General features: G+C 68.3%; 20 protein-coding genes and 2 tRNA genes. 5 read left to right on the plus strand and 17 right to left on the minus strand.

All coding sequences use genetic code 11. The annotated features are described in order from the left end of the window. Positions 1–5 precede the first annotated feature (5 nt). Together OVA31_RS10640 and OVA31_RS10645 are read right to left on the minus strand one after the other, a co-directional pair. Positions 6–950, minus strand: a complete 945-nt coding sequence (locus OVA31_RS10640; protein ID WP_420714207.1) for a rhomboid family intramembrane serine protease — start codon at positions 948–950, stop codon at positions 6–8. Continuing rightward, on the minus strand, positions 947–1,468 hold the full coding sequence (locus OVA31_RS10645) for a peptidylprolyl isomerase (protein ID WP_267631062.1): 522 nt from the start codon (positions 1,466–1,468) through the stop codon (positions 947–949). Before OVA31_RS10645 ends, OVA31_RS10640 begins: the two co-directional genes overlap by 4 nt. A 117-nt stretch (positions 1,469–1,585) precedes the next feature. Here OVA31_RS10645 and OVA31_RS10650 point away from each other — a divergent pair, with 117 nt between their 5' ends. Then, positions 1,586–1,789, plus strand: coding sequence for a hypothetical protein (locus tag OVA31_RS10650; RefSeq protein ID WP_267631063.1), 204 nt, complete (start codon positions 1,586–1,588; stop codon positions 1,787–1,789). Between the two features lie 712 nt (positions 1,790–2,501). Continuing rightward, positions 2,502–2,978 (plus strand): DUF4190 domain-containing protein, encoded by a 477-nt coding sequence (locus tag OVA31_RS10660; RefSeq protein WP_267631475.1) that lies wholly within the window; start codon positions 2,502–2,504, stop codon positions 2,976–2,978. A 635-nt stretch (positions 2,979–3,613) separates the two neighbouring features. Here OVA31_RS10660 and OVA31_RS10665 read toward each other — a convergent pair. The 3 genes from OVA31_RS10665 to OVA31_RS10675 form a co-directional block, all read right to left on the minus strand. Then, on the minus strand, positions 3,614–4,327 hold the full coding sequence (locus OVA31_RS10665; RefSeq protein ID WP_267631064.1) for a hypothetical protein: 714 nt from the start codon (positions 4,325–4,327) through the stop codon (positions 3,614–3,616). A gap of 112 nt (positions 4,328–4,439) precedes the next feature. Further along, complete coding sequence (locus OVA31_RS10670; protein WP_324290213.1) at positions 4,440–5,414, minus strand: hypothetical protein; 975 nt, start codon at positions 5,412–5,414, stop codon at positions 4,440–4,442. Between the two features lie 391 nt (positions 5,415–5,805). After that, positions 5,806–6,654 (minus strand): hypothetical protein, encoded by an 849-nt coding sequence (locus tag OVA31_RS10675; protein WP_267631065.1) that lies wholly within the window; start codon positions 6,652–6,654, stop codon positions 5,806–5,808. A 1,124-nt stretch (positions 6,655–7,778) separates the two neighbouring features. Here OVA31_RS10675 and OVA31_RS10680 point away from each other — a divergent pair. Then, positions 7,779–8,999, plus strand: a complete 1,221-nt coding sequence (locus tag OVA31_RS10680) for a helix-turn-helix domain-containing protein (RefSeq protein ID WP_267631066.1) — start codon at positions 7,779–7,781, stop codon at positions 8,997–8,999. A 282-nt stretch (positions 9,000–9,281) separates the two neighbouring features. Here the strand turns inward: OVA31_RS10680 and OVA31_RS10685 are convergent, their stop codons facing one another. The 10 genes from OVA31_RS10685 to OVA31_RS10730 are packed head-to-tail and all read right to left on the minus strand — an operon-like array spanning position 9,282 to position 22,316. Further along, entirely contained in the window at positions 9,282–10,748 is a 1,467-nt protein-coding gene (locus OVA31_RS10685) for an aldehyde dehydrogenase family protein (RefSeq protein WP_267631067.1), read from the minus strand. Next, a complete protein-coding gene (locus OVA31_RS10690; protein WP_267631068.1) occupies positions 10,745–11,863 on the minus strand; it encodes a Zn-dependent alcohol dehydrogenase in 1,119 nt (372 codons plus the stop codon). Before OVA31_RS10690 ends, OVA31_RS10685 begins: the two co-directional genes overlap by 4 nt. Further along, positions 11,860–14,286, minus strand: coding sequence for an AMP-binding protein (locus tag OVA31_RS10695; RefSeq protein ID WP_267631069.1), 2,427 nt, complete (start codon positions 14,284–14,286; stop codon positions 11,860–11,862). Before OVA31_RS10695 ends, OVA31_RS10690 begins: the two co-directional genes overlap by 4 nt. After that, positions 14,283–15,044, minus strand: coding sequence for a gamma-glutamyl-gamma-aminobutyrate hydrolase family protein (locus tag OVA31_RS10700; RefSeq protein WP_267631070.1), 762 nt, complete (start codon positions 15,042–15,044; stop codon positions 14,283–14,285). Before OVA31_RS10700 ends, OVA31_RS10695 begins: the two co-directional genes overlap by 4 nt. Then, complete coding sequence (locus tag OVA31_RS10705) at positions 15,041–16,405, minus strand: glutamine synthetase family protein (protein WP_267631071.1); 1,365 nt, start codon at positions 16,403–16,405, stop codon at positions 15,041–15,043. The genes OVA31_RS10700 and OVA31_RS10705 overlap by 4 nt, the downstream gene beginning before the upstream one ends. Continuing rightward, positions 16,398–17,045, minus strand: a complete 648-nt coding sequence (locus tag OVA31_RS10710; protein ID WP_267631072.1) for a hypothetical protein — start codon at positions 17,043–17,045, stop codon at positions 16,398–16,400. Before OVA31_RS10710 ends, OVA31_RS10705 begins: the two co-directional genes overlap by 8 nt. A 49-nt stretch (positions 17,046–17,094) precedes the next feature. Continuing rightward, positions 17,095–18,522: an APC family permease gene (locus OVA31_RS10715; RefSeq protein WP_267631073.1), complete on the minus strand. Its 1,428-nt coding sequence runs from the start codon at positions 18,520–18,522 to the stop codon at positions 17,095–17,097. Continuing rightward, positions 18,522–19,919: a flavin monoamine oxidase family protein gene (locus OVA31_RS10720; RefSeq protein WP_267631074.1), complete on the minus strand. Its 1,398-nt coding sequence runs from the start codon at positions 19,917–19,919 to the stop codon at positions 18,522–18,524. Before OVA31_RS10720 ends, OVA31_RS10715 begins: the two co-directional genes overlap by 1 nt. Beyond that, positions 19,916–20,815 (minus strand): alpha/beta fold hydrolase, encoded by a 900-nt coding sequence (locus tag OVA31_RS10725; RefSeq protein ID WP_267631075.1) that lies wholly within the window; start codon positions 20,813–20,815, stop codon positions 19,916–19,918. Before OVA31_RS10725 ends, OVA31_RS10720 begins: the two co-directional genes overlap by 4 nt. Beyond that, a complete protein-coding gene (locus OVA31_RS10730; RefSeq protein WP_267631477.1) occupies positions 20,808–22,316 on the minus strand; it encodes a flavin-containing monooxygenase in 1,509 nt (502 codons plus the stop codon). Before OVA31_RS10730 ends, OVA31_RS10725 begins: the two co-directional genes overlap by 8 nt. A gap of 288 nt (positions 22,317–22,604) precedes the next feature. Here OVA31_RS10730 and OVA31_RS10735 point away from each other — a divergent pair, with 288 nt between their 5' ends. After that, positions 22,605–23,306: a transporter gene (locus tag OVA31_RS10735; protein ID WP_267631076.1), complete on the plus strand. Its 702-nt coding sequence runs from the start codon at positions 22,605–22,607 to the stop codon at positions 23,304–23,306. Beyond that, positions 23,303–24,712 carry an NAD(P)/FAD-dependent oxidoreductase gene (locus OVA31_RS10740; protein ID WP_267631077.1) on the plus strand — a complete coding sequence of 470 codons (1,410 nt, stop codon included), beginning with the start codon at positions 23,303–23,305 and terminating at the stop codon, positions 24,710–24,712. The genes OVA31_RS10735 and OVA31_RS10740 overlap by 4 nt, the downstream gene beginning before the upstream one ends. A 450-nt stretch (positions 24,713–25,162) precedes the next feature. Here the strand turns inward: OVA31_RS10740 and OVA31_RS10745 are convergent. Both OVA31_RS10745 and OVA31_RS10750 read right to left on the minus strand, forming a co-directional pair. Next, a tRNA-Ala gene (locus OVA31_RS10745) sits at positions 25,163–25,235 on the minus strand. A 60-nt stretch (positions 25,236–25,295) separates the two neighbouring features. Continuing rightward, positions 25,296–25,369: transfer RNA gene (locus OVA31_RS10750), tRNA-Ile, on the minus strand. Positions 25,370–25,419: the final 50 nt, after the last annotated feature.

A 25,419-nucleotide genomic window follows, 5' to 3' on the forward strand; every position in this document is an offset into this window, starting at 1 on the left:
CGTCGTCAGCCGACGAGGACGTGCGAGTTCGCGTACGCGACCCCGGCCCCGATACCGACGGCCAGCGCGACGACGAGCAACACCGCAACACTGATCCAGCCGACCCGACCGACGGAGGCGGCGGTACGGTGCTGCGGCGAGAGCACCCATTGCGGCAGGAAGATGATGCCCGCGGCGGCCGCTGCGCCGAAGACCAGGCCGCCGACATGAGCCAGCAGTGAGATTCCTGGAATGGTCACCGACAGGACCAGGTTGAGCGCGATGATCGAGATCACCGGGACCGGCGAGACCCGCGCCTTCAGCACGATGACCAGCACCGCGCCCATCAGACCGTAGATGGCGCCCGATGCCCCGGCGTTGACGGCAACCGATCCGAACACCATCACGGCCGCGCTGCCACCGAGCAGAGACGTGACGTAGACGGCCAGGTACCGCGGGATGCCGATCGCCACCTCGAGGTCACGCCCGAGGATGTACAGCGAGATCATGTTGAGCGCGATGTGGGTGACCGAGAAGTGCAGGAATCCGGCCGTGAGCAATCGCCAATAGTCGCCGTCGGCGACCCAGGGCTTCACCAGCGCCCAATCGACGAACAGCGGCGATCGGACCATGTCGACGCCCTTCGCCTGCATCACGCAGATCGCGAAGACGACGAGATTGACCGCGATCAGGCCGTACGTCGCGTACGGGCGGGCCGCCACCATGGGTTTCGTCACCATCGGGCGGATGCCGCGGTCGGCGAATGTCGGTCGCGTCACGGACTTCTGGACGCCGTCATTGCGCAGGCAGTCGACGCAGTGCTGGCCGACCGCCGCCGGGCGCAGACATTCCGGGCATGCGGGTCGTCCGCACCGGCTGCACGCCAGGCCGGTCGGGCGGTCGGGATGCCGGAAGCACACCGCCGGCGGGCCGGCGGCGTACTGAGGTCCGGGATGTTGCGGGCCGGTCAGTTGATTTCGATCTTCTGGATGACCACTTCGTCGAGCGGACGATCCGAGCGGTCGGTCGACGTGGTCGCGATGGCGTCGACAACCTGCTGCGAGGCGGGATCGACGACCTCACCGAAAATCGTGTGGCGGCGATTCAGGTGCGGGGTCGGTCCGACCGTGATGAAGAACTGCGAACCGTTGGTGCCCGGCCCGGCGTTGGCCATGGCCAGCAGGTACGGGCGGTCGAACTGCAGTTCCGGGTGGAATTCATCGGCGAACTGGTAGCCGGGGCCACCGCGGCCGGTGCCGGTCGGGTCGCCGCCCTGGACCATGAAGCCCTCGATGACGCGATGGAAGACCGAGCCGTCATAGAACGGGCCGCTGTCGCCGCCCGAGGCGTTCGGCTGGCTGTACTCCTTGGAGCCGTCTGCGAGGCCGGTGAAGTTGGCCACCGTCTTGGGTGCGTGGTTCGGGAAGAGTTCGACAACGATGTCGCCGCGATTGGTGTGAAGGGTCGCGGTCTGCTTCTGAGTAGTCACGTCTCCATCCAACCACTTGACGCCAAGTCTGCACTCTGCCGTCCGCGAACATGCCCCGGCGTACAGGCCGATAGGCGTCGGGCCCGAAGATGACGGACACGTCCGAGGTGACAGGCGGTGAGTCGGGCTGGCACGCTGGTGGACATGCCGAACAAGTACGTGTGGGCCGCAGTGTCGGTCGTGGCCTCCCTGCTCGCGACCGCGGTAGCGGTGGTCATCGTCCGACGCTCACGTCGCGAACCGGCACCGGTGTCCGCGACCGTCCCACGGGTCGAGGAACTCAACGCCACACCGGGGGATTCGGCCACGGCCGCGTCATGAATACCACTCAGGCCAGCCCACTGCGACGAACGACCCAGCGGTAGCGGCGCGGTCGCCGCGCCCACACCGGTAATTTGTAATGGTGACCTCCGACGACAGTTCGCGTCCGCCCGCCGATCCGGATCCCACGGACAGCGGGAAGGACGACGACGGCAGCGCCGCGACGCCGAACCCACAGGTCCCTGCTCCGTGGGAACGCCGCCCGACCGCACCGGTCACCGCGCCCGGACCGGTGCCTCCGGCCTCCGGGCCGTCGCGGCCGGTCGCGACGCCACCAATTGCGGGCCGTGGCGCTCCCCGCCCGCCTCAATCCGGACCGCCACCTGCGAGCAGACCTGGCCCGCCACCGCAGGGACGACGAGGCCCGAGTGGTCGAGGACTGGTTCCGCCCCCGCCCAGCGGCAGTGGTGGCCCGGGCAGTACTGGACCTGGGAGCGGTACTCCGCCCTGGAACCCCGGCCCCGGTGGACCACCTCGCAACGCTCCGCCTCCGCGTCGCGGTGGTCCCCCGCCTCCCGGTTACCGACCTCCTCCCGGACAACGTCCGCCCCCGCCCGGCCGCGGTGGTCCTCCCCTTGGTGGTCCTCCGCCTGGTGGTCTTCCGCCTCGTGGGTCCGCGCCGGACGGTCCCCCGCCTGGTGGTCAGCCGCCCGGCGCCGCGCCGACCCGTGCTACGTCACCACCTGACGCAACGGCATCCTCCGACGCGACGATGCGGGCGCCGGCCACGCCAACCGGCGACGACAAGACGACCGTCAACCGACCCGCGCCGTTCCTCGGACCTGCCGCCGACTTCAGTCCCGTCGACTCGACGCCGGACGTGAAGACCGAACAGAGCGAGACACCCCGCCCGCTCGCCTACTCCGCTTCCATCAACAAGCCCGTCGACGACGTTCCGGAGGAGCCCGTGCCGCCACGGACCCAGACCGCGCCACCGCAGCCCTCCCGGTCGACGGCATCGAATCGTCCGACCAACCGGACGGCCATCTGGGCCTTGGTGCTCTCGATCCTCGGGATCACCGCGCCGATCGGTCTCTATCTGGGGTACCGCTCGCGCGCGAGCATCGCGCGTAGTCGCGAACTCGGCGAACCCTTTGCGCGCGTTGCCATCTGGATCGGTTGGCTCTATATCGCCGTGTTCGTTCTGGCGTTGCTCGTGTACTTCTGGATTGCGGGGCAGGGGTCGTAGGACTCGGCACTCAGGTTCCGTCGTCATTCAATCAGGTGGCGTGAGATGCCATTTCCTGATGCGGCTCTCAGTGGGATCGCCAACTGCGATAACGTGGTTCGCGATCAATGGCGAGATCGTCGCCAGTACCGAACGAAAGGCTTGCCGTGATTCGTCGATTCCTGGTGGTCGTTCTTTGTGGACTTTCAGCTCTGGTCGTAGCGATGGGTTCATCAGCGACCGCATCCGCGAGGCCATACGAAGCCCCCCGGATCAGCCAGTACTCTCAAGACATCTGGTCGATTGGTAGCAACAGCGGGTGCCGAGGTGCCATTCACGTCGGCATGAAAGTCGATCCACAACAGCCAGGAATGGTCTTTCTCACCTACACCCCTCGAACCTTTGTGGGAGACGGTTCAACCTGGAAACGTAACCCAGTATGCAAGATTCGCACCGCTGTGATCGTCGACGGGCTCCGTAGAGCTCCTCGATGGGAGCGAACGGTCGATGCAGGCCCTCGTGGCGGTAGACAGACTCACCTCACTGTCAATGCTGGCTCGGGATTGCACGTGATAGTTGTTGGCGGCACGGGGACGAGTATGGGTACCGCGAACTACCTCATCGTTCCCTGAAATCAACTCTGAATATCCACGGTGCTAGTTAAGCGAATTGGCCGTTGACGTAGCGAGACTGCGTAGGGCGCTCCACGTGCTCCGGGAGAAGCCTTGCTGCGCATCCCTGTCGAGAGCCGTCCCTTCACCAAGGACCGGCTCGTACTCCAATCCGACCACGCCGGCCACCTTTCCCGAGACCACGTCAACCAGCATCTGAGTCAACGCCTGGTGGTTCAAAGTCGGTACCTGACAACAGATCACCACGATAGTGCGTGCCAGCACCCCCGCCTGATCCCACTCGGTGAAGATCTCACGTGCGCGGTTGAGAAGATCAGGTCGCGGACCCACGACCAGAACGGGTGTGACGTCGCGCAATTCAGGAGTCTCGAGCTCACTCAGAACCGTCAAAGGACGCGATCCGGCGTCGACGACAGGCACGGCGCCGAAACGCCACGTATGCAGTACGACATCGGTGACCGCGGCGTCGGGGGCGGGGAGTAATCCTGTACCCGACGCTGTTCGGAGCAACGCCTCGTCACCTGTTGCACGGAGCCGCTGGTGCAGGTCTCCGTCGTTCCCGGCAGCGTCGACCCACCAGGACGCGCCACCCAGTGACGTCGCGGCACGATATTCGGCCAGCAGAGCCGAAACAACAGACGCGCCCACACCGCCGGCAGTGCCGCAAACGACCACACTGCGTTCTGCGGTGTCCGGTGGACGGATAGGGCCGGACTGTCCCTGTGCATCCTCGCTCATCGTCACTCTCGAACTAGGTTGTATCGGGCGCACCAAATCGGGTAGTCCCCCGTTCGGTGCGGCCCACCCGTTCGTGGGCCGCAGCCAGTCTATTCGGAGCGGGTCGACCCGATCAGTGTGCTGGGGCGATTTCCTGTGGCCAGTCCACGTGCCCGCCCGGAACTGTGGATTCGATCTGACCACTGCGCTGCTTGGTCATGTCGCGCGCAGACTTCTCGCCCTGCTTCGCTCCGCCACCCATCAGCCCGTACGGCGCGAGCGCTTGTTCGACGCTCCAGTTCGCCTTCCAATTCCCGACCTCGACGTTGACGTCACCGCGGTGATTGACGACGTAGTTGACGGCTGGCAATCCCGACTTCTTCGCATCTGAGGCGGCGAGCTTGTACTCGAACTGGTTCGCACCGGGGTTCGGAAGCGGCTTGGCCTTAGGCGCCTGGGGCTTGCCCTGCTTCCACGGTTCCTTCGGGTGCGCGCCGGGATCTCCGGCGCCGAGGGCGTAAGCGAGTGCGCCTCCGGCGGTTCCGCCGATTGCTGCACCTAGCGCCGCACCGGCGGCGCCAGCACCGACTGCGCCGATCGCACCGCCTGCTGCGAGTCCAATGCCAGCGCCTGCGGCGGCACCCATGCCCAACAGCACTGGATACGCGGGTGTAGCCATAAATGGCAGGAAGGTAACCCCGTTGTAGACGGTGCCCGCGACCGCGCCGACCCCGGTCCCGATCACCGCACCGCCTACCGCACCCAACGCCGCAGCCGGAATGCCCAACGTGACCGCACCCGCGGTACCGCCAGTCATCACACCGATGATCGTCGACGCCGCCTGACGCGACGCCTCATCCTCAGGCACACCCACCGAAATCAAACCCTGGGCGATCTTGGCCTCACCATAAGCCGACCACTCATTGACTGACGTCACATCCCGCTGCGACATCCCCTTCGGAATATCGGTGACAAAGTTGCCGACACGAATCTTCTTCGGCGGCGGCGCAATCGGCCGCACCGGCTTCACCGCACGCGGCACCCGCAACGGCTGCGACGGCAACGGCGTATACGCATTCTCATAACTCGTACCCGAATCCGGCGCCACATACGACTGATACGGCGCCTCCTGCGGCGGACCCGGAATCGACCCCGGCCCCGGGGTATAGGCAGGCTCCACCTGCGGAGTCGGCGTCGTCCCACCCTGCTCCGGCGCCGGCGCATCCGGAGTCGTACCGCCCTGCTGCGGCGCCGTGTCACTCGGACTCGTCCCACCCTGCTCCGGAGCCGCCTGCGCCAAACCCGCACCCATCCCCGCAGCAATCGACGCAGCCAACGCCGCCGAGGTCACCGACAACAACAACGGCGAACGACGACCCTCCAGATCATGACGATGCCGCGACCGCCGCTCAGATGCGTGAGCCATGGTGGTGAGATTCCTTTCAAAGGCGGCTTCCATCGGAAAGCCTGTGGTCTGTTGGCGATTCATCGGAGGTACGTCATCCGATGGATTTGATCGAGGAGATCCAGGTCTTACCGCCGGCATCGACAGTCTGGATCCTCTGCCGGTAGACGATGGGAACCGCTCCCGGGTCCGGCGGTATCTCGGTGAGGACAACCGAATAGGTGTGGCTTCCATTTGCGGTGATCGCCAGGCAGTGTCGAGTGCCAGGCGGCCGCTGATCGATGTACTTCTGCATCACGTCGCGGGTGGCCACCGCATTCGGCGTTGCGACGGCACGCGCTTTGGAAGCGGATCGCTGCACGTAATACGCATAATTGAATGCCTTGATCACACCTGGCCCAGAGGTCTGGCCGCCTGCATCGCGACCTGAGGTCACACCATCCTCGACCGTCGACGCGCAATCCTCGGGTGTCGAAGAGGATGGTGCGGCCGAGGGCGGCGGGGGCGCGGCTTGCTCGGTGTCAGACACTTCGCCACCGGTGAGGGACTGACTGACAGCCACTGCGGCGGCGACCCCGACCACGACGATGGCCGCTGCGAGACCGATGATCGGGCCGCGGTGATCTTTCCAGAAATGCTTCGGACCGCCACTCCCCTTCGGAGTGACCGTTCGGACGCGCATCTGCTCGAACAGATCGTCATCGGACAATGCGGACCGGACCGTCGGGGCATCGTCGATTCCGGGTTCCGGCTGCGACTCTCGCGCCTCGGGTGGCGGCGGCTCTTGCTCCGCGATCGCTGCAGAAGAAGACGACGTTGCCACCGCTCCGGCGGTGACCAACCTGGCGTCGGCAAGCGCGTGGGCAAGTTCGGATGCCGGGGTGCCCGAGGTGGCAGGCCATGCGGGAACGTCCGCAAACCATTCGGACCTATCTCCGCTCACCAAAGCGCCCTTCCCCCTGCCAGACCGAGCGCAAGGCAACGTGAAAGGCAGCACCGTGAGCGGCGTAACCACCAGTGGTGGACAACTCCCCCTGCGTCGTCAACAGAACCCCCGAAACAGCACAACAACCCCGACAAAGCTTGGCGGCAACCTGGCCGGTGAATCGCTTGCATTCTCACCGGTGGTATGGCGCCGTCCGGATTCTGCCATGGCTGCCGCGGGTTCCCGACACAGAGCCCAGCAAATGTGATCAAGACAAGGCGAATTCATTCGCTCGGAGTACTGGCACCGCCGCCTGCTCAGCAAAGGCGCTGGCCGGGTATGCCTGCCTTTAAGTCAAGGAACGAGCGTGTAGATCGATGAGGCGAACGATTGGGGCACACCCTTACCGTTGTTCAGGGGAGCCGTGCCAACGGCTTGGTGAAACAGAACCGGAACCGGTACGCACGTCACGGGTCACACTTTGTCCACGGAGAGGCCCAAACGAGACGGGAATAGAGAACCACCGATACTGCACGGCACCGCTGATCACGGCGTAGTTCAGACGGAACCGACATTTCGGATCACGTTTCCACCCCGGGCCGCTTCCCGTGAAACCAAAGGAGGTCACGGTCAGCCGCACTACACCGCGCGTCCCCTTTGGGGCAACAGTTCCCAGATTGAGTGCACCACGGCAGAAGTCATGATCGCCCCACGTTCCGATGTTTTCGCTGTATTGAACAATCCGCGGCAACTGCGGCTCAGCGGCCGCACCCCCAACAAACTCAAAGCCGCCACGACTGCAAGTCGGCAAGCGCCGCGATCAGTGCGGACTTGTTCTGGAGTAGTACGTGACAGGGCACGTGGTGCTCGCGGCGTCGGCAAGCCTCCTCAGGGAACACGCCCCGTAGCCGTCGGCGGGATAATCGAGGTCGCGGCGCGCAGTAACTCGCCGCGCCGTTCGGCGTTGTTCCGCGTGGGCACCCGCGCCGGGTTCCCGAAACCGCGATCGTGAGCCGTATTCGGGTCTTCGGCCGTCGCCCGAAAGGCTATTCGCCGGGGCGCCTGACCCCACAGATCGGTCCCTGTGGACGTTGCGTGTGGGAGCGGAACCGACCGGCCCGGCGCAGCGCTACAGTGCGACAGTGGGAACATCGTGGCCGCGCCCGAGCGTGCGCATCTCGGCGCTCATCCGGCTGGTGGCGGAGCACATGCTCGCCGCAGCCGACACCGCTGCGGAAGAGGTGACGGCGGCGGCACACGAGTCGGCGGATTACCGCGCCGTGCTCGACGATCCGCAGCTCGTCGACGCGGACCGCCGGATGAACAGGACCAACATGCTGCACTGGTTGTCCGCGAACATCCAGGATCCGGGCATGCGGGTTCCGCCGAGCATGGATCCGGAGATCCTGCAGTTCGCGCGGGATGTGGTGCGCCGTGGGCTGGATCTGCACGACCTAGGTTCCTGGCGCGGCGCTCAGCACGGCGCGTGGTCGATGTGGGTCGACGGCTGCTTCGCCGCCACCACCGACCTCGACGAACTCCGGGAACTGACAAAGGTGTCCGAGCGCTCGATGGCGACGTTCATCGACGATTCGATCGCCGCGCTCGACGAGTTCGTGGAGCGGGAGCGCGCCGATCTCGCCAAGGGGGCGAACGCCGAACGGCACGCCACGGTCCAGCTGCTGATCGAAGGCGCGCCGATCGGTCGCGCGCGGGCGGAATCGCGTCTCGGCTACGCCCTGACGGGGGGCCACGTGGCCGCGATCATCTGGAGCGATTCGGCGGACGGGGCAGCGGGCCTCGACACCGCCGCGGAGGCGGTGATGCGGATGTGCGGCGCCGGGCGCCGGCTCACGCTCAACGCGAGCACCACCGCCCTGTGGGTGTGGGTCCCGGCGCACGTGGTCCCACCGGCCGAGGTCGCCGAACAGATCGTCGCGGAAACTCCGGGAATCCACCTCGCCTTCGGGCGGCCGGGCCAGGACCTCGAGGGTTTCCGCCGTACCCACCTCGACGCGGCGGCGGCGCAGCGCATGCTGTCCCGACTGGGCTCGAACCGGACCGTCGTGCGCTATGAGGACGTCGCGCTGGTCTCGGTGCTCACTGCCGACATGGCCCAGGCCGATCAGTTCGTCGCCGACACCCTGGGCGACCTGGCCACCGCCGATCCCGCGCTGCGCGAGACGGTGCTCACGTACGTCCAGGAGCGGTTCAACGGCTCGGCCGCCGCGGAACGGATGTTCACCCACAGGAACACCGTCGAGCGGAGGCTGGCGCGCGCCGATCAGCTCCTGCCCGTGCCGCTTGCCGAGAACGCTGCGAGCGTCGTCGCCGCGCTCATGCTGGTGCAACTGCGCGACTGACGCCGCGGTGTCCCCGACCGGGGCCATCGTGGTTCCTGCTCACCCCACGCCGACGACCTTCGCCTGGGCCGCGAAGTTGAGGTCTCCGAGGCCGGCATCGACGGCGGCATTGAGGTTCTCGACGGCGGCGGTGAACACACGCGCGCCCTGAGGCCTGGCATCGGCCAGCGCGCGTGCGATGCGGCACCCATCAGTCCGCAGCCGAGGACCGTGACGTCATGAGCGGTGTTCTTCTCCGCGGGTGTGTCTCCCTCGTGTTCGGTTCGGGTCGTGGTAGCCGGCCTACATCGGCAGGTCGGGCGAGTCGACGCCGACCACCCGGTCGCCGCAGAACACCCGGATCGACTCGGCCGGACCGTGTCCGCCGATCCCGGCCGGCCCCCAGAAGCTCTGCGCGGAGGCGTCGCCGAGGTCGGCGACCTTCGCGCCGTTGACGCGGACCTCGCCGGACTTGACCCGGGCGCCGACCGCGATCGCGCGGTCGGTGTCGGTGCCGAAGACGTACGCGTCGAGGCCCGACGGGTGCGCGTTCGCGGCTCGCAGCGCCTCCTCCTCGGAGGCCACGCCGTGCAGCGAGACGACCGGCCCGAACAGCTCCGCCGTCGTGCGGTCGGGGTCGGAACCGGTGGCGACCGTGGGGGACAGGAAGAACCCTGCCAGGGCGGGCAGCTCGCCCGGCTGGTCGACCTCGGCTCCGAGCGCGCGAAGGCCGTCGATGCGCTGCTGCAGCATGCGGTAGTGCGGCTCGTTGGAGATCGGGCCAACGTCTGTGGCCTCGTCCAGCGAGTGCCCGATCCGCAGTTTCGCGATGCGCTCTCCCAGCGCCTCACGGAGCGGCTGCACCAGGTGCTGCGGCGCGAGTACCTTGCCCGGGCCCTCGCACCATTGTCCGTTGAGGTTCGTCATGCCCGTGAGGATCCCGTCGGCGGTCACGTCGAGGTCGGCGTCGTCGAGCACGATCACCGGGTTGTTCCCGCCCAGCTCCAGCTGCAGGACCTTGAAGTCCTCCGCTGCGGCGCGGGCGATCGCCCGTCCCGCGCCCGGGCCGCCCGTGAAGGACACGACCTGGATCCGATGGTCACCCGTCAGTGCGGCACCGATGTCACCGGTGCCGTGGACCAGTTGGAGGGCACCGTCGGGCAGGCCGGCATCGACGAGGCACTCGGCGATCACCTGCGCGCTCGCGGGCGCGTGCTCGGAAGGCTTGAGGAGAACGGGGCAGCCGGCGGCGACGGCGCTCGCGACCTTGGCCGCCGGGATGAAACTGGGGCCGTTCCACGGGGTGAGGATCGCCGCGGGGCCCCACGGGATCCGGTGCAGCCGTACGTCGCGGCCGCCCGCGGAGAGCGCACTGACGCGGGCGATGTTCCGCGCCTCGGCGGCCGCACCGCGTAGGCGGTGCGGAAGGAACGCCGCGATCTTGCGGGTGGCGCCGATCGCCGTGCCGCTTGTGAGCGCGTCGACCCGCGCGATCTCCTCAAGCCGCTGCTCGACGTTCGCCGCGGCCCGCTCCAGGGCCTCGACGCGTTCGATCCGGAAGTCGTCGGCGGTGAAGTCCGTCGCGTCGTAGACGCGCTGCGCGAGGTCCAGCGCGCGGTCCAGATCGGCCTGGGTGGTGGTCACCGTGCGGTGGACGGGGGCGCCGGTGTTCGGGTCGACGTTCCAGGTGTCGAGCGTCTCGCACTCTATCCACTCCCCGGCGATGTAGCTGCGGGGTTGGGCGAGGGTGGTTGTGGTTTCGGTGGTCATAGGGTCACCTCGGTCTCGGAGCGGGTGGGCATGGCGACGACGATCCGCGTGACATCGCCCGATTTCATGGCCTCGAAGCCCTCGTTGATCGCCTCGAATCCGATGACATCCGTGACCATCTCGTCGAGCAGCAGTCGGCCTTGCTGGTACAGGCGGGCGAACTGCCCGATGTCCTCGCGTGCCTGGCCGGAGCCCATGTACGAGCCGATCAGGCGCTTCTCGCTGAAGAAGAAGTCGGAGGCGGGGACGGGTACGTCGGTGCCGTCGGGCGCGATGCCGACCAGGCACGCGGTGCCGGTGGTACGCACGATCGCGAGTGCCGTCGCGGCGGTGCGCGCCGAGCCGACCGCCTCGAAGGCGTAGTCCACGCCGTCGCCGAGCAGTTCGGTGATCTCGGCTCGCACGTCGCCCGCACCGTTCACGGTGTGCGTGGCGCCGTATTGGTGCGCGGCCTTCAGCCGGGCGTCGTCGAGGTCGATTCCCACGATGGCGGACGCGCCGGCCAGCCGCGCGCCCTGGATGATGGCCGAACCGACTCCGCCGCAGCCGATCACCGCGACGGTGGAACCCGGGCGCACCTGCGCCCCGCGGAACACAGCGCCGACGCCGGTCACGATGCAGCAGGAGAGCAGGCAACCGACGCGGGTCGGTATGTCGTCGGGCAGCTTCACCGCGGCGTTCGCGCGGAGCAGGATGTGCTCGGAGAACGCGCCGACGCCGCCGAGGCGGGCGACGGGCGTCCCGTCGGGCAGCGAGTACGCGGGCCGAGGGCGGCTCCGGATCTCCGCCTGCCGCTGGCACTGGGTGGAGCGGCCGGCGTTGCAGTTCGCGCACTGCCCGCACGACGGGGTCAGCGCGCCGGTCATGCGGTCGCCGGGCTTGAGGTCGGTGACGGCGGAGCCGACCGACTCGACAACGCCCGCCACCTCGTGCCCGACGACGACCGGCATCTCGGATTCGACGGTGCCGGTCATGTAGTGCAGGTCGCTGTGGCACAGCCCCACGTGGGTGACGGCGACCCGCACCTCGTGCGGCTCGGGATCGTCCACGTGGATGTCGGTCAGGTGCAGGGGCCGGCCCACCTCAGTGAGCACGGCGGCGCGGGTGGTGATCATCGGTTCGCTCCGTTCGCGGTGGCGGGTGTGCGTGCATCCCAGAAGCTCTGGACGCCGGCGGTGAGCGCGCCGCTGTTCCAGGAGTCGTCGGCGGCCGCGTCCTCACGCTCGAAGGCGCGCTCGATCTCCTCGATCGACGGCCGCAGCAGCTCCAGGTGCAGAGCGGTGTTGTTGACGCCCTCGGGGGTCCACGCGTGCACGGTGTCGATGGCGCGGTCCAGCAGCGCCTCCGGCTCGACGATCTCGTCGAGCAGGCCGATCTTCAGCCCCTCGTCGGCGTCGACGCGCTCGGAGCCCAGGACCATGCGCATCGCGTGGCCGCGGACGATGCGCGGTAGCAGGATGCTGGACGCATTGGAGATGGTCAGGCCGCGTCCGTTCTCGGGCTGGTAGTACTCCGTCCGCAGCGTGCCCAGCCGGGCGTCGCAGCACAGCGTGATCTCCGACGCGCCGCCCACGGCGATGCCGTTGATCGCCGCGATCACGGGGACCCGGGTCTCGATCACGGCGCGGGTCACGTCGTGGAAGCTCTCGAAGCTCTCCCGCATCTCCTCGAAGGACGTGGGTGCGGCGGCGAGGTCCTCGCCGGCGCTGAACGCGCGTCCGGTCCCGGTGAGCACGACACCCCTGGCCTTGTCGCCGGTGCCGTACTCGCGGATCAGCGCGGACAGGCGCCTGCGCATCGGTGCGGTGAGAGCGTTGAGCTTCTCGGGCCGGCGCAGCGTGATGACGGCGACCTCCCGGGTCACCTCGACGAGCACGTGCTCGGTCGCCTGGTCGGTGTCGTTCACCTTGTTCTCCTTGGTCGACGGTGCCGGCGCGCGCAAGTCGTGGACGGTGCCGGGGGCCTGCGCGGCGCGGGCCTTGAGTGCGGGTTTGGACACCCGCTCGGACGGGGTGCGCGGGAAGTCCGCGACGAATTCGACGTAGCGCGGAACCTTGAAGCGGGCGAGGCCTTCGGCAACGCGGGCGACGATCGCCTCGGCCGTCGAACGGTCGGCGGCGACGCCCGCCGCGAGCTGCACGAAGGCCTTGACCTCCTCGCCGAGCACGTCGTCGGGTTCGGCGACCACGGCGGTCGCGACGACGGCGCCGTCGCGTTCGAGCGCGGCTTCCACCTCCGCGGCGGCGACGTTCTCCCCGCCGCGCCGCACCATGTCTTTGAGGCGGCCGACGAGGCGGATCCCTCCGTGCTCGTCCTTGACGCCGACGTCACCGGTGTGCAGGCGACCGTCGCGCAGGACCCTCTCGGTCTCCTCGGGGCGGTTCCAGTAGCCGAGCATCATCGGCGTTCCGGCCACGGTCAGCTCGCCCGGTGTCCCGGCCGGGACCTCGGCACCGTCGGCGTCGACGATCCGGGCCTGCTTGGTGGGTACGGGATGCCCGAGGGTTCCGCTGCCGACGGCGGCGACGTCGTCGAACGGGCTGAACAGGTCGATCCCGCTCTCCGTCATCCCGTAGACCTCGCGCCAGGGTGCGCCCCAGCGCTCCTCCAGCGCGGCATGCAGCGCCGTGGGGATGGCAGAGCAGAAGACGCCACGTAGGCGATTCGCGCGATCGTCGGGGCCGGGCGGCTGCTTGAACAGCAGCGTGGGCATCGAGCCGAGCACGTAGCAGAAGGTCGCGCCGTGGCGGCGCACGTCGCGCATGAAGCCGGACGCCGAGAACTTCGGCAGTACTACCAGCGGAGCGCCGGTCGTCAACGCCAGCACGGTGTTCCACTGCGGGTCCATGTACGAGAAGGGCTGGGCCGTCAGCAGCACGTCGTCGGGACCGAGGCCGGCCGCTCCGGCGCAGGTCCAGCCGATCCGGGTCCAGTAATCGTGCGTGAGCATGCACGCCTTCGGGAAACCGGTGGTCCCCGACGTGTACTGCAGGTTCGCGAGGGTGTCCAGGCGGATGTCCACGTCCGGGGCGGTGGACGAGTGCTCGGTGCCGCTGGTCTCCGCGATGTCGACGACACCGACGCCGGCCACCGCGTCATCGCTCGCGATCACCTCGCGTACCAGCGGCAGATGGTCCGCATCGGTCACGATCACGTGGGTGCCCGAGTCCTCCAGCACGAACTGTAGGTCGGCCGCGCGGTAGGCGGAGTTGACGGGCACGGCGACCGCGCCGGTCTTGAGCACAGCGAACCAGGTGAGCGGCCAGCCCGCTACGTTGGGCAGCATGATCGCGACCCGGTTGCCCGGCGCGATGCCGTGCTCCGCGATCAGCAGGTGCGCGAGCCGCGACGACGCCGCATCGGCCTGCTCGTACGTCCACGACTCGTCGCCGAACCGCAGCAGCTCCGCACCCGGCGTGCGGGCGACACCGTCGGCCAGCAGACCCGTGACGGTGCCGATCCACGGGGCGTCGCCGAGCTCGCCCGGGTCGACGGCGACCCGCCGCACAGTCTTTTCGGTCTGGGATGCAGTGGTCACTGCCAAGCCTCCTGTCGGCTCCTCGATTCGTCGACGATCCAGCTCATCGCCGGGTCGTCGCTGTCCATCCACTCGGGGTGCCACTGCACCCCGAGGATCGGCGCGCCGGGCGCCTCCACCGCTTCGACGACCCCGTCGGACGTGCGGCCCGTGACGATCAGGCCGGTGCCGCACCGGTCGACGGCCTGGTGGTGCCACGAGTTCGTCATCATGCTGGGGCCGAAGACCCGCGCCGCCGTCGACCCGGGTTCGAACCGCACCACGTGAACGGCGTCGCCGTCGGTGGGCGCGGACTGCGGCGACAGGTGCGGGATCGGCCCTGCGGGAAGGTCGGCGATCAGCGTGCCCCCGAGCGCGGTGTTGAGCACCTGCAGGCCGCGGCACACTCCCAGCACCGGGATCCCGCGGTCGACGACCGCATGGGTGAGTGCGAACTCGTAGTCGTCGCGTTCCGGATCGTGTGCGTTCGTGTCGGTCCTCGGGTCGATGTCACGCACCACCGCGGTGTCGCCTCCCCAGCGGGCGGGGTGGACGTCCTGTCCTCCGGTGATGACCACGCCGGACAGCCATTCGCAGGCGTCGTCCGGGGCGGCGTCGTAGGGCAGGTGCACCGGCAGACCGCCGGCCTGCGCGATGCGGTTCGCGAACGCGGACATGAACGAGTCCATGCACGCCTTGCCGTAGCGCGGGTCGGAGCCGGCGATCAGGCTCAGTTCGAAACGGCGGCCGGTGATCCCGATGAGCGGCGGGCGGTTCATGAGAACTCGAAGTAGCGTCGGGACTCCCACTCGGAGAGCTCGGCGTACGGATCACCCCCGGTGGTGTGGAACTGCATCCACTCCCACCGGCGCGAGGCGGTCCAGAAGTCAACGAACTCGTCGCCCAGGTATTCGCGGAGGATGGGATCGCCGTCGAGCGCGTCGATCGCCTTGGTCATCGAGTCGGGGATCCGCGCGACGCCGCAGTCATCGGGCAGGCACCACGCCATGTCGTCGACCTGCGGCGGGGGCGCCATCCCCTTCTCGATCCCCGCGACGATCCCGGCGAGCAGGCCCGCGAGCGCATAGTAGGGGTTGACGTCCGAGCCGGGAACGCGGTACTCGAGACGGGAGTACTTCGGATGGCCGGTGATCGCCCGCAGCGCCGCGGTCTTGTTGTTCACACCCCAACTGATCGTCGTGGGCGGCCCCGATACGTCGACGAGACGGCGGTACGAGGTGATCTGCGGCAGCGCCAGCAGCGTGTTCCCGGCCATGGTCGCCATCAGGCCGCCGACGGCCTGCAACATCGTCTCCGACGGCCCGTCGGGCGCATAGAACTGGTTGACGCCGTCCCGCTGCAGCGAGACGTTCAGGTGCGCTCCCTGCCCGAAGCCCCCCGTCGGCTTGGCCATGAACGTCACCGACCGGCCGTGCTCGCAGGCGATCTCGCGCATGACCTGCTTCGTGCGCACCCAGGAATCGGCGAGCGTGAGCGGCTCGGAGGGAGCGATGTTCAGCTCGGTCTGGCCCGGCGCGGCCTCGTCGGTCCACGCCTCCCAGACGATGCCGAGCTCGCCGAGCCGGTCTGTGACCGCCTCCATGTACTCGATCCAGTCCGCGGACCGGGCCAGGTTGTAGGTGGCACCCGTCTCGCCGCCGAGGGCGGTGAGGTCGCGATAGCCGCGGGCTCTGGCCTCCTGGATGGACTCCTCGAACAGGGTGGTCTCGATCTCCACCGCGACGGTCGCCCTGTAGCCCAGCGATTCGAGCCGGTCTATGAGGCGGCGCACCATGTTCCGGGGACAGATCGGCACGGGGTTCCCGTCCTTCATCCAGAAGTCGCCGATCACCGACTGCACGCCGGGCTTCCACTCGACGAGCGTGTTCATGTCCGGGAGGAGGGAGATGTCGTAGAGGTTGCCGCGCCACTCGGGATAGGCGTCGCCGAACACGATGTCGGTGCCCATGTCGATGGCGAACAGCACGTCGGCGAACGCGAAGCCGGATTCCCTGCCGGCGGCGAACTTCGCGGCGGTGACGTTCTTCCCCATGAAGCTGCCGTCGTGGTTCGTTGCCTCCACGCGGTAGGCCTTGGCCGGGCCGGGTGCACCGGCTCCGGATCGGCTGGGATCAGACATCGTAACGGGCCTTCCAGGAGGCAGCGGTCATGACCGACAGCTGCGCGAGAGAGCCCTGGACCCGCAGGCCGCGCTCCAGGGCGGTGAACAGGAAATCGGTGCCGGTGAAGAATCCGGCCAATGCGTCTGCGCTGCCGACGATGCGGTAGGCGATGTCCCCGACGCCGAATCTCGCCTCCTGCGAGCCCTCGATTCCGCGGGCGACCACGGTCAACACGTCGGGCATGCCGGGGATGGTGCGGGTCTGTTCCCAGAAGCGGGCACCCGCCTCCCGCCAATCGGGCAGGGGGACCTGTAGGGCGCCGAGCACCGCGTCGGCGAGGTCCGCGTCGCCCTCTGTATCGACCCGCGCGCACCGGCTGTCGAGGTCGACGACCACGGCGGCGTCGACCGGGGCGAAAACGCCTCCGGTCACGGCGACCATTCCGTCGGCGAAGGTGACAGTGGCGGCCTGCGGGGTCGAGTGGGAGCGGATCGCGACGGATCCGGAACCGCGCCCGAGCACGTCGGCCACGTGGCCGGTCCGGCTCGCGTCCCGCAGGATCCGGCCGAGGAGGCGGACGATCGGCGTCGCGTCATCGTCGATCTCGATCCGGATGGCGTTCGCAACTCCGGCTGGGGGGATGGTGGTGGTTTCCATGGCGTGTCCTACTTTCTGGAAGGTGGTGGTCCGCTCTGCGCGGCCGGAGTCATTCGAGGGTCGCGTACACGTCCGGCCGGTTCCGGCGCAGCGCGGCGGCCCACACGAGGCCCGAGAGGAAGGCCGCGGCCAGGACAGCGAGGAAGACGTCGGCCAGTCCGCGCGAGCCGATGAGCAGGTCGAAGTTGCCGACGACGAGAACGAGGATCGTGCCGAGCGCTACGAGCGCGAGGACGGGCGCGACGGTGCCACGCCACACGCCGGCCGTGCGGACCCGGAGGAAGTGCACGACGATCGCGGCGGAGGTGAGCACCAGGAGGGCGATCAGACCGAGCGTTCCGGCGCCGCCGAACCAGGCGTAGACCTCGGTGACGGGATCCAACCCGCCGATCGCCGTCACCGCTACCAGCACGCTGATGACCGCCGAGGTGAGCAGCGAGCCGACGTGCGGCGACCGGTGCGCGGGGTGCACCTCGCCGAGGCGCCGGGGCAGGGCGTCCTGCCTGCCGAGGGCGAACAGGTACCGCGAGACCACGTTGTGCGCGGTCAGGATGCACGCGAAGAAGCTGGTCACCAGAAGCACCTGCACACCGTCGTGCGCGACCTGCGAGACGTACCGCGTCGCGAGCCCGGGCGCGAGCCCCTCGGGGTCCTGCGCGGCGAGCTCGGCGGCGCGGGAGACACCGAGTCCGTTGATCATCGCCCAGGAGGAGAAGGCGTAGATCACGGCGATGAGGATCACCGCGATGTAGGTGGCGCGCGGGACGGTGCGGTCGGGGTCCTTCGCCTCGGACCGGAACACTGCGGTCGCCTCGAAGCCGACGAATCCGAAGACCGCGAACATGATCCCGGTTCCGGTGGCGGCGCTGGAGAACGCGCCCCAGGACAGCGGCTCGGCCGAGAGACCGTCGGCGCCACCGCCCAGCACGATCGCGAGGTCGACCAGCGCGACGATGCCGATCTCCGCGATCAGCAGCACACCGAGCACGCGGGCGCTCACCTCGACGTTGCGGTACCCGAGGTAGCCGATCGCCGCGAGCCCGGCCGCGGAGAGGATCCACCACGGCACCGAAACGCCGGTGAACGTGGTGATCACGTTGCGGGCGGCGGCACCGAGGTAACCCGTCACGGAGACGATCAGGACGGCATAGGTGACCAGGGCAAGCGCCGCCGCACCGAGGCCGACGGTGGTGCCCAGGCCTCGCTGCACGTACGAGTAGAAGGCGCCGGCGTTGCGGACCTCGGGCGTCATCGCGGAGTAACCGACGGTGAACAGCACCAGCACGATCCCGACGATCATGAAATCGACGGGGGTGCCGATGCCGTTCCCGGTACCGAGCATGAGAGGGATCAGCCCGGCGAAGACCGTGAGCGGTGCGGCGAACGCCACCACCATGAAGACGATCTGCGGGACGCCGAGGGTGCGGTTGAGGCCGGTGCCGGTCTCCGGTGCCTGAACTTCGCGCTGCTGCGTCATTAGAGCACGCCCCCGCCGACCCGGGCGCCCGCGACGGTGAGAACCTCCGAGGCGGCGCGCTCCGCGGCGCTGACGGCACCGTCGATGTAGCCCTGGTTCAGGATCGCCGTCTCCGTGCCGGCCCAATGAATCCGGCCCACCGGCCGGCGGTCGGCATCGGTGTACTGGGTCAGCGAACCGGGCGCGCGGGAACCGACGCAGCCGCTGATCCACTGCTCGTGCGTCCAGTCCTTCTCCAGGTACGCCGCCGGATTCGCGGCCTCAGGCCCGAACAGGGTGGTCAGATCGGCGAGGAAGGCGTCGTGGCGCGCCGCGGGATCGTCGAGGATCGCGTCGGACCAGTGCTGGCCGCAGCCCGCGCCGGCGGTGCCGTGGAAGGTCAGCAGGATGCCGACGCTCGCGTCGGGCGGTGAGTTGTCGACGACGTAGTTCGCGACCGGGAGGTCGGTGATGGCCTGACCGTTCAGCCCCTGCTCGCGCCAGAACGGGCGGTCGTAGACCGCGAACAGCTTGTTCTCGGAGCCAGTGCTCCACCGTCGCTGCAGCATGCTGCGCCGGGTCGGGAGGTCGGGCGTGAACCGGATGCGGGTCGCGTCAGCCGGCGACATCGCGACGATGACGCGGTCGGCCCGGACGTCGGCGCGGGCGGATCGGACGAGCACGTCGTCGGCGTCCTGGTGGACATCGGACACCGGGGAGTCGAGCACCACTGCCGGCCCGAGGTCGGCCGCCATGCGGTCGGTGATCGCCGCCGTGCCGCCCACCACCCGCGACTCCTGCGCACCGTCGGTGATGTTGACGGCGTGATCTATACCGCCGCCACCCTTGATCCGCGCGAGCTGGACCAGCAGCGAGGTGCTGTGCAGGTCCTCCGCGTTGGTCACGGTGAAGGCCATCGTGAACATCTCCCTGGCCTCCGCGGTGAACGAGCGCGCGTCCAGCCACCGGCCGAACGTCGTCGCGTCCCATTCCTGCGCCCGGCGCGCTGTCCACGGGGCCTCGAGGGGAACCGATTTCGCCATCCGCTCGAGCCGGAGCTGCAGCTGGGCGAAGTCGGCGATGGCCAGGGGGCTCATCGGCGGGATCGTTCCGTCGTAATGCCTGGACCTGCCGCGCCGGTGGTAGATCGACTTGCCGTCGATGAACGTCTTGAACGTCGTGAGGCCCAACTCGTCGATCAGTGCGAGGACGCGGTCCTGGCCGGGGCCGACCCACTGGCCGCCGCCCTCGGTGATGACGTCGCCGGTCACCTGCAGGTTCATCGTGCGGCCGCCGACGCGGTCGCCGGCCTCGATCACGGCCACGGAACGTCCGGCCTGGGTGAGCCGCCGCGCCGCCGTCAACCCGGAGATCCCGGCGCCGATCACCACGACGTCCACGGTGCGCTGCTCGGTCATGCCGCCACCTTCTCGATGTGGGAGACGACGTGGTCCGCGATGCGCAGGGCGAGCGCGTCGGGAAGGTGATGCCCCATACCCGGGATCACGATGTGGCGGGCGTGGGGGATCGCGGCGACGGTCGCATCGCCGCCCGACGGTGCGACGATGAGATCGCGGTCGCCGTTGATCACCAGGGTGGGCGCGGTGATCCGTGCCAGCTCGGCGGTGCGGTCGCCCGACGCCGCGATCGCCTGGATCTGCCGGGCGGTGCCGGCGACACCGTCGCCCGCGGTGCGGTTCCAGGTGGTGACGGCATGCGCCGCCTCCTCGACCTCGTCGATCGGGTACGCCGTGCCGGCGAGATGGGCCGTCATCCGCAGGTGCGCCCGGACGGCGCGCACCCGGTCCCGCGGGGGGGGGCTCGCGATGAGCGCCATGGTCGACGCCGCGGGCTGGCCCACCTTCGGATTCCCGGTGGTGGAGTACAGCGACGTCAGCGACGCGGTCAGTTCGGGGTACCGCGCGGCGACGGTCTGCGCGATCATGCCGCCCATCGACCGCCCCACGACGTGCGTGGGGCCGAGCCCAAGATGCTCGATCAGCTGGGCCGCGTCGTCGGCCATGTCCCCTAGCGTGTAGGCGTCGCGTCGGGCCTTGCCGAGTAACTGCTGCAGCGTGTTCGGCGGCGGCGTCGTCGCGTACGTCGACCGCCCGCAGTCCCGGTTGTCCATGCGGATCACCAGGAATCCTGTGGCGGTCAACGCCGACACGAATCGGGCCGACCAGGTCGTGAGGTCCTCGGCGAGCCCGGCGACAATCAGTACGGGCGGTGCGCCGTAGTGGCCGTCCATCCGGTAGCAGATGCGGGTGCCACCCGGGAGTGGGGCGAACCTGTCCTCGGTGTGGTCAGGCACGGACGGCCTCCTTCTCCGTCGACGGTGCTGCGTCGTCCGCCGTGGAGCCGAACACCAGGGCGTCGTCGAGCAGCGGGCCGCGGAGGATCTTGGCGTCCTGCTGGTACGACATGGACATCTGGAACAGGCCCGTGCCCTGCTTGGGGATGATGTCGCGAGCGCGCTGGGCGTAGCCGGAGCTCAAGTCCACGATCGGCCGGCGTTCCATGCCGGGGTCGGCTTCGACACGGACGCTGTCGTACCCGAAAACGTCCATGTACTTGACCAAGTCACAGAAGTAGCGGGCGAGGATCCCGACCTTGAGCGTCCATGCGGACGTGGTGTAACCGATCGAGATGGCCAGGTTGGGGATGCCCGAGAGCAGTGCGCCGCGGTACGCGACCGTGTCCGGAAGGTGGATCGGGGTGCCGTCGACCTCGAGGTCGATACCGCCGAGCATGCGCATGTTCAGGCCGGTCGCGGTGACGATGAGGTCGGCGTCGAGGTGTTCGCCCGATTCGAGCGCGATCCCGGACGCGGTGAACCGGTCGATCTTGTCGGTGATGATGGAGGCGGCGCCGTTGCGCAAGGCCTCGAAGAAGTCGCCGTCGGGGCATAGGCACAGGCGCTGATCCCACGGGTTGTATGGCGGGTTGAAGTGGGTGTCCACGTCGTAGCCCTGCGGCAGGGACTTGGCGTTGACGCGCCGGATGATCTTGCGCGTGAGCTTCGGGAACGCGCGCATGAACTTGACCTGGCCGAGGTCGGTCCAGATGTTGGTGAACCGGGTCATCGCGTAGCCGCGCTTCTCGCCGAACACTCGGCTGAGCAGCTGGGCGAAGCTGTCGACCTTGGGCCACGGCACGACGTAGGTCGGCGTGCGCTGCAGCATGGTGACGTGACCGGCGGCGCGCGCGTGGTTCAGCATCGACGGGATCAGCGTGACCGCAGTGGCACCGCTGCCGACGACCACGACCTTCTTGCCGGCGTAGTCATAGTCCTCGGGCCAGTGCTGGGGGTGGACGATATCGCCCCGGAAGTCCTCACGGCCCTCGAAGTGCGGGGTGTATCCCTCGTCGTAGCGGTAGTAGCCGGTGCCGGCGAAAATCCAGTTCGTCGTGATGCGCCGGTCGCCGTCGGGGGTGTGGACGTCGAGGGACCAGCGGGCGTTCTCGCTCGACCACGAGGCGTGCTGCACGCTGTGCTCGAACCGGACGAGCCGGTTGAGATCGAACTCGTCGAGCGTCTCCTGCAAGTAGTTGACGATCTTCGGGGCCTCCGCGATGGCGTCCGGGTCGGTCCACGGCTTGAACTCGTAGCCGAAGGTGTGCAGGCCGTTGTCCGAGCGGATGCCGGGGTACTTGAACAGGTCCCACGTGCCGCCGATCTTCGCGCGCCCCTCGAGGATCACCACCCGCTTGCCGGGGAACGCCTCGGTGATGTACTTCGCGGCGCCGATGCCGGAGATGCCGGCACCGATGATGGCGATGTCGAATTCTTCGGCCTGCGGGAGTGTCTTCATCGTGGGCCCTTTCGGTGGTGACGTTGTGTCGGTGGTCACGTGATGTGCCTACGACGGTGCCGGTTCAGCCGTCGTGTGAGCCACAACACATTGCTCCCAGTTCTCCGAAGGGGCAGTGCAGTGTGCACACGGCGGTCGGTTCCGGCCACCGGTGATCACATCATCTGGTGCAAGGTGTTGCGCCGGTCGGCTCAGGATGTTGCACCTCGCTGTAGCGCGCGGAGGGCTCGCCGCGACAACGTGAGAAGCGTCACGAGACACGGATCACATCTCACGGAGGAACGAACCATGCGCGACTTGCTCTTCGCCGCAGCGGACATCTGGATGATCGCCATCGGATTCATCTGCGGCGTGAAGCTCATCAGGAATTACTCGAACTGGCTGATCGGCCTTGAGTGGATCATCATGGCCACGTCGGGCACGAACTTCCTGATCTACGGCGTGACGAAGGCCGGCACCGATTCGCCGATGTACCACTTCGCGTACTTCCTCGACGCCTTCTCCCGGTCGATCGGTTTCACCGTGATCCTGGTGCTCGGCCTGCTCATGGTGACGCACCGGTACAAGCCGACGAAGGCCGTCGAGGTGGGCGCCTTCGCCCTCGCCGCGGTGCTCGGCTACTTCCTCTCCGAGTTCGCCACCGAGATCGGCACCCCCGGCAAGGTCTTCTTCCTCGTGATGGCGCTCGGCGTCAGTGCCTTCCTCGTCTACTACGGGCAGCGTCTGTGGGCGCTAGGCGAGCACGCCCACGCGGTCTGGGTGTGGATCGCGACGGCGCTCAACGTTGTAGTCGCTTCTATCTACGACTTCTGGCACATCCCGGGTGACGACGCCAACCACACGTTGTTCTACATCCTCGCGCTGTTCACCTGGGGCTTGGCCATGCTCGTGATCTTTCGCTCGTACGTGGCCTTCGACGCGCACAACCGCGCCGCGGACCGTGCGGGCAGCGCCGGCACGGCCGTCGTCCAAGGGGCTGAGCGGGCATGAGCGCCACGACGAACACGGTCTACACCGACTTCTCGGGCTGGATCGATCCGCCCGCCGACGTACGTCCTCCGCTGAGGGAGAACCTGACCTGCTCCGTCGCGGTGATCGGCGGTGGGCTCGCCGGGATGGCGACGGCGCTGCGGCTCGCGGAGCACGGCGTGGACACGATCTTGCTCGAAGCAGCGTTCTGTGGGCACGGTGCCGGCTCACGCAACGCTGGGCAGCTGGCCAGCGCGCCGGGCGGCGACATTCAACTCCTGGATATGCTGTACCGCAAGCAGATGCCGGCGATCGTCCGCCTCACCGAGAACGCGGCGGCGCACGTGGAGGGCCTCATCGCAACACGGGGGATCGACTGCGACTACGAGGCCACCGGCAACGTCTTCGCAGCGGTGTCCCGCGGCCAGCTGGGCCGGACGCGGCGGATCGCGAAGATCCTCCGCACGGCCGGCGCCGAGGTCGAGGAAGGGAACGCCCGCGAACTGGGAATCCCCCACGGATTCCTCGGCGGAATGCGGGAGGTCCACGGCGGCATCATGAACCCGGGGAAATTCCTCCGCGGGTTGCGCACGGCGGTGCTCGGCTCGTCGGCCCGGGTCTTCGAGCAGTCCAAGGTGACCGACATCGTCCGGGACGGGTGCGACGTGGTCGTCGAGACCCCCGGTGGAGTCGTCTGGGCGGGCACCGTCGTCCTCGCCACGAACGCCTACGCGGGCGAGTGGGACATCACCCCGAAAAGGCTGTCCTCGCCGATGTGGGTGACCGAGGCCGAGACCGAGCCGATCGACCCGGAGCGGCTCGCCGCGCTCGGCTGGACGAGCCGAGCCGGGCTCGTCACGCAGCACAACATCATGGAGAACTACCGCCTCACCGCGCGCAACACCATCGTGTTCGGCGTGCGCAAGATCGAGCGCGCCGTCGAATATCCTCTCCCGGAACGCACCCCGGATCCGTCCGTCGTCGCCGAACTGACGGAGGCCTTCGCGCGGCGGTTCCCGACACTCGCGGACGTCGCCGTCGCCCGGGCATGGGGCGGCTGGATCGGCATCACGTCGAGCTGGTTGCCCGTGGCTGGAACGACCGGAGGCAACGTCTACTACTCACTCGCCTGCAATGGCCACGGCCTGGCGCAAGCGCCGTACATCGGCGCTCTCATCGCCGATCGGATCGCGACGGGAACGATGCCGGAGGACCTGCGCACTGTGTGGACCGAGCAGCCGCGATTCGGCCGCGCGGTCGGCCTGATCATGGGGCGCCTCGGCGTCCGAGCGGCCTGGGCCCTCGACCGGTTCAACGACGCGCTGAACGGGAGCAAGCGGATCGCACGGCGGCGCTACGCGCACGCGACGGCGGCCGACACCGAATCCCCTCGGGAGCTGGACGTACGGAGCGGAGAACACCGGTGAGCACGGACACTCCAGGCCTGTCGCCTTCCGCGCGGAAGGGCCTGTGGTGGCCGTGCTGTGCGACTGAGCGCCGACTCCACGGCCGGACTGGACATTCCGAAGTTCTTCGGCCCGACGCGGACCCCGATATCGATCCCGCGCTCGTTGACCCGCACGACCACACTTGGCTCTCCCACCCAGTGTCGGCTGGGTGGCCGATGGTGTGACGGCGTAGGGCTCTACACGTCAGGGATCTCGCGTGGACCTATGAGCGTCGTCGCGGCAGATAGTCTCTCCGGACCAATGCCCAACACGCCGAGGTCCGCATCGCTCGCCCACACCGTCGTCCGGTATTTGGCGAACCGGCGCCCGAACCCTCGGAGCGGTGATTCAGTGTTCAGCAGAGCCCGGTTCGTCGGCAAACGAGCCGGGCTCAGCTGTCTCCATCCCAGAGCCTGAACGTAATTTTTGTGGAGCCTAGGAGATTCGAACTCCTGACATCTGCCTTGCAAAGGCAGCGCTCTACCAACTGAGCTAAGGCCCCGGACCGGTCGGATCACGACCGAATTGGGTGCGAATCGGGTGTGCGGAACACCTCTCGCAGTGGGCCTAGGAGGACTTGAACCTCCGACCTCTTCGTTATCAGCGAAGCGCTCTAACCGCCTGAGCTATAGGCCCTTGAACCGAGGTGTGAGATTACCCGAACGAAGCCCGAACATACAAAACGG

The sequence above is a fragment of the Gordonia sp. SL306 genome, from assembly GCF_026625785.1.
GTDB lineage: Bacteria > Actinomycetota > Actinomycetes > Mycobacteriales > Mycobacteriaceae > Gordonia.

Bases quoted from the DNA above. Each gene is read 5' to 3' on its own strand.
- OVA31_RS10700 (WP_267631070.1), bottom strand. From the start codon at position 15,044: ATGAACCGCCCGCCGCTCATCGGGATCACCGGCCGCCGTTTCGAACTG.
- OVA31_RS10735 (WP_267631076.1), top strand. From the start codon at position 22,605: ATGCGCGACTTGCTCTTCGCCGCAGCGGACATCTGGATGATCGCCATC.
- OVA31_RS10665 (WP_267631064.1), bottom strand. From the start codon at position 4,327: ATGAGCGAGGATGCACAGGGACAGTCCGGCCCTATCCGTCCACCGGAC.
- OVA31_RS10705 (WP_267631071.1), bottom strand. From the start codon at position 16,405: ATGTCTGATCCCAGCCGATCCGGAGCCGGTGCACCCGGCCCGGCCAAG.
- OVA31_RS10685 (WP_267631067.1), bottom strand. From the start codon at position 10,748: ATGACCACCGAAACCACAACCACCCTCGCCCAACCCCGCAGCTACATC.
- OVA31_RS10690 (WP_267631068.1), bottom strand. From the start codon at position 11,863: ATGATCACCACCCGCGCCGCCGTGCTCACTGAGGTGGGCCGGCCCCTG.
- OVA31_RS10720 (WP_267631074.1), bottom strand. From the start codon at position 19,919: ATGACCGAGCAGCGCACCGTGGACGTCGTGGTGATCGGCGCCGGGATC.
- OVA31_RS10730 (WP_267631477.1), bottom strand. From the start codon at position 22,316: ATGAAGACACTCCCGCAGGCCGAAGAATTCGACATCGCCATCATCGGT.
- OVA31_RS10740 (WP_267631077.1), top strand. From the start codon at position 23,303: ATGAGCGCCACGACGAACACGGTCTACACCGACTTCTCGGGCTGGATC.
- OVA31_RS10660 (WP_267631475.1), top strand. From the start codon at position 2,502: ATGCGGGCGCCGGCCACGCCAACCGGCGACGACAAGACGACCGTCAAC.
- OVA31_RS10715 (WP_267631073.1), bottom strand. From the start codon at position 18,522: ATGACGCAGCAGCGCGAAGTTCAGGCACCGGAGACCGGCACCGGCCTC.
- OVA31_RS10710 (WP_267631072.1), bottom strand. From the start codon at position 17,045: ATGGAAACCACCACCATCCCCCCAGCCGGAGTTGCGAACGCCATCCGG.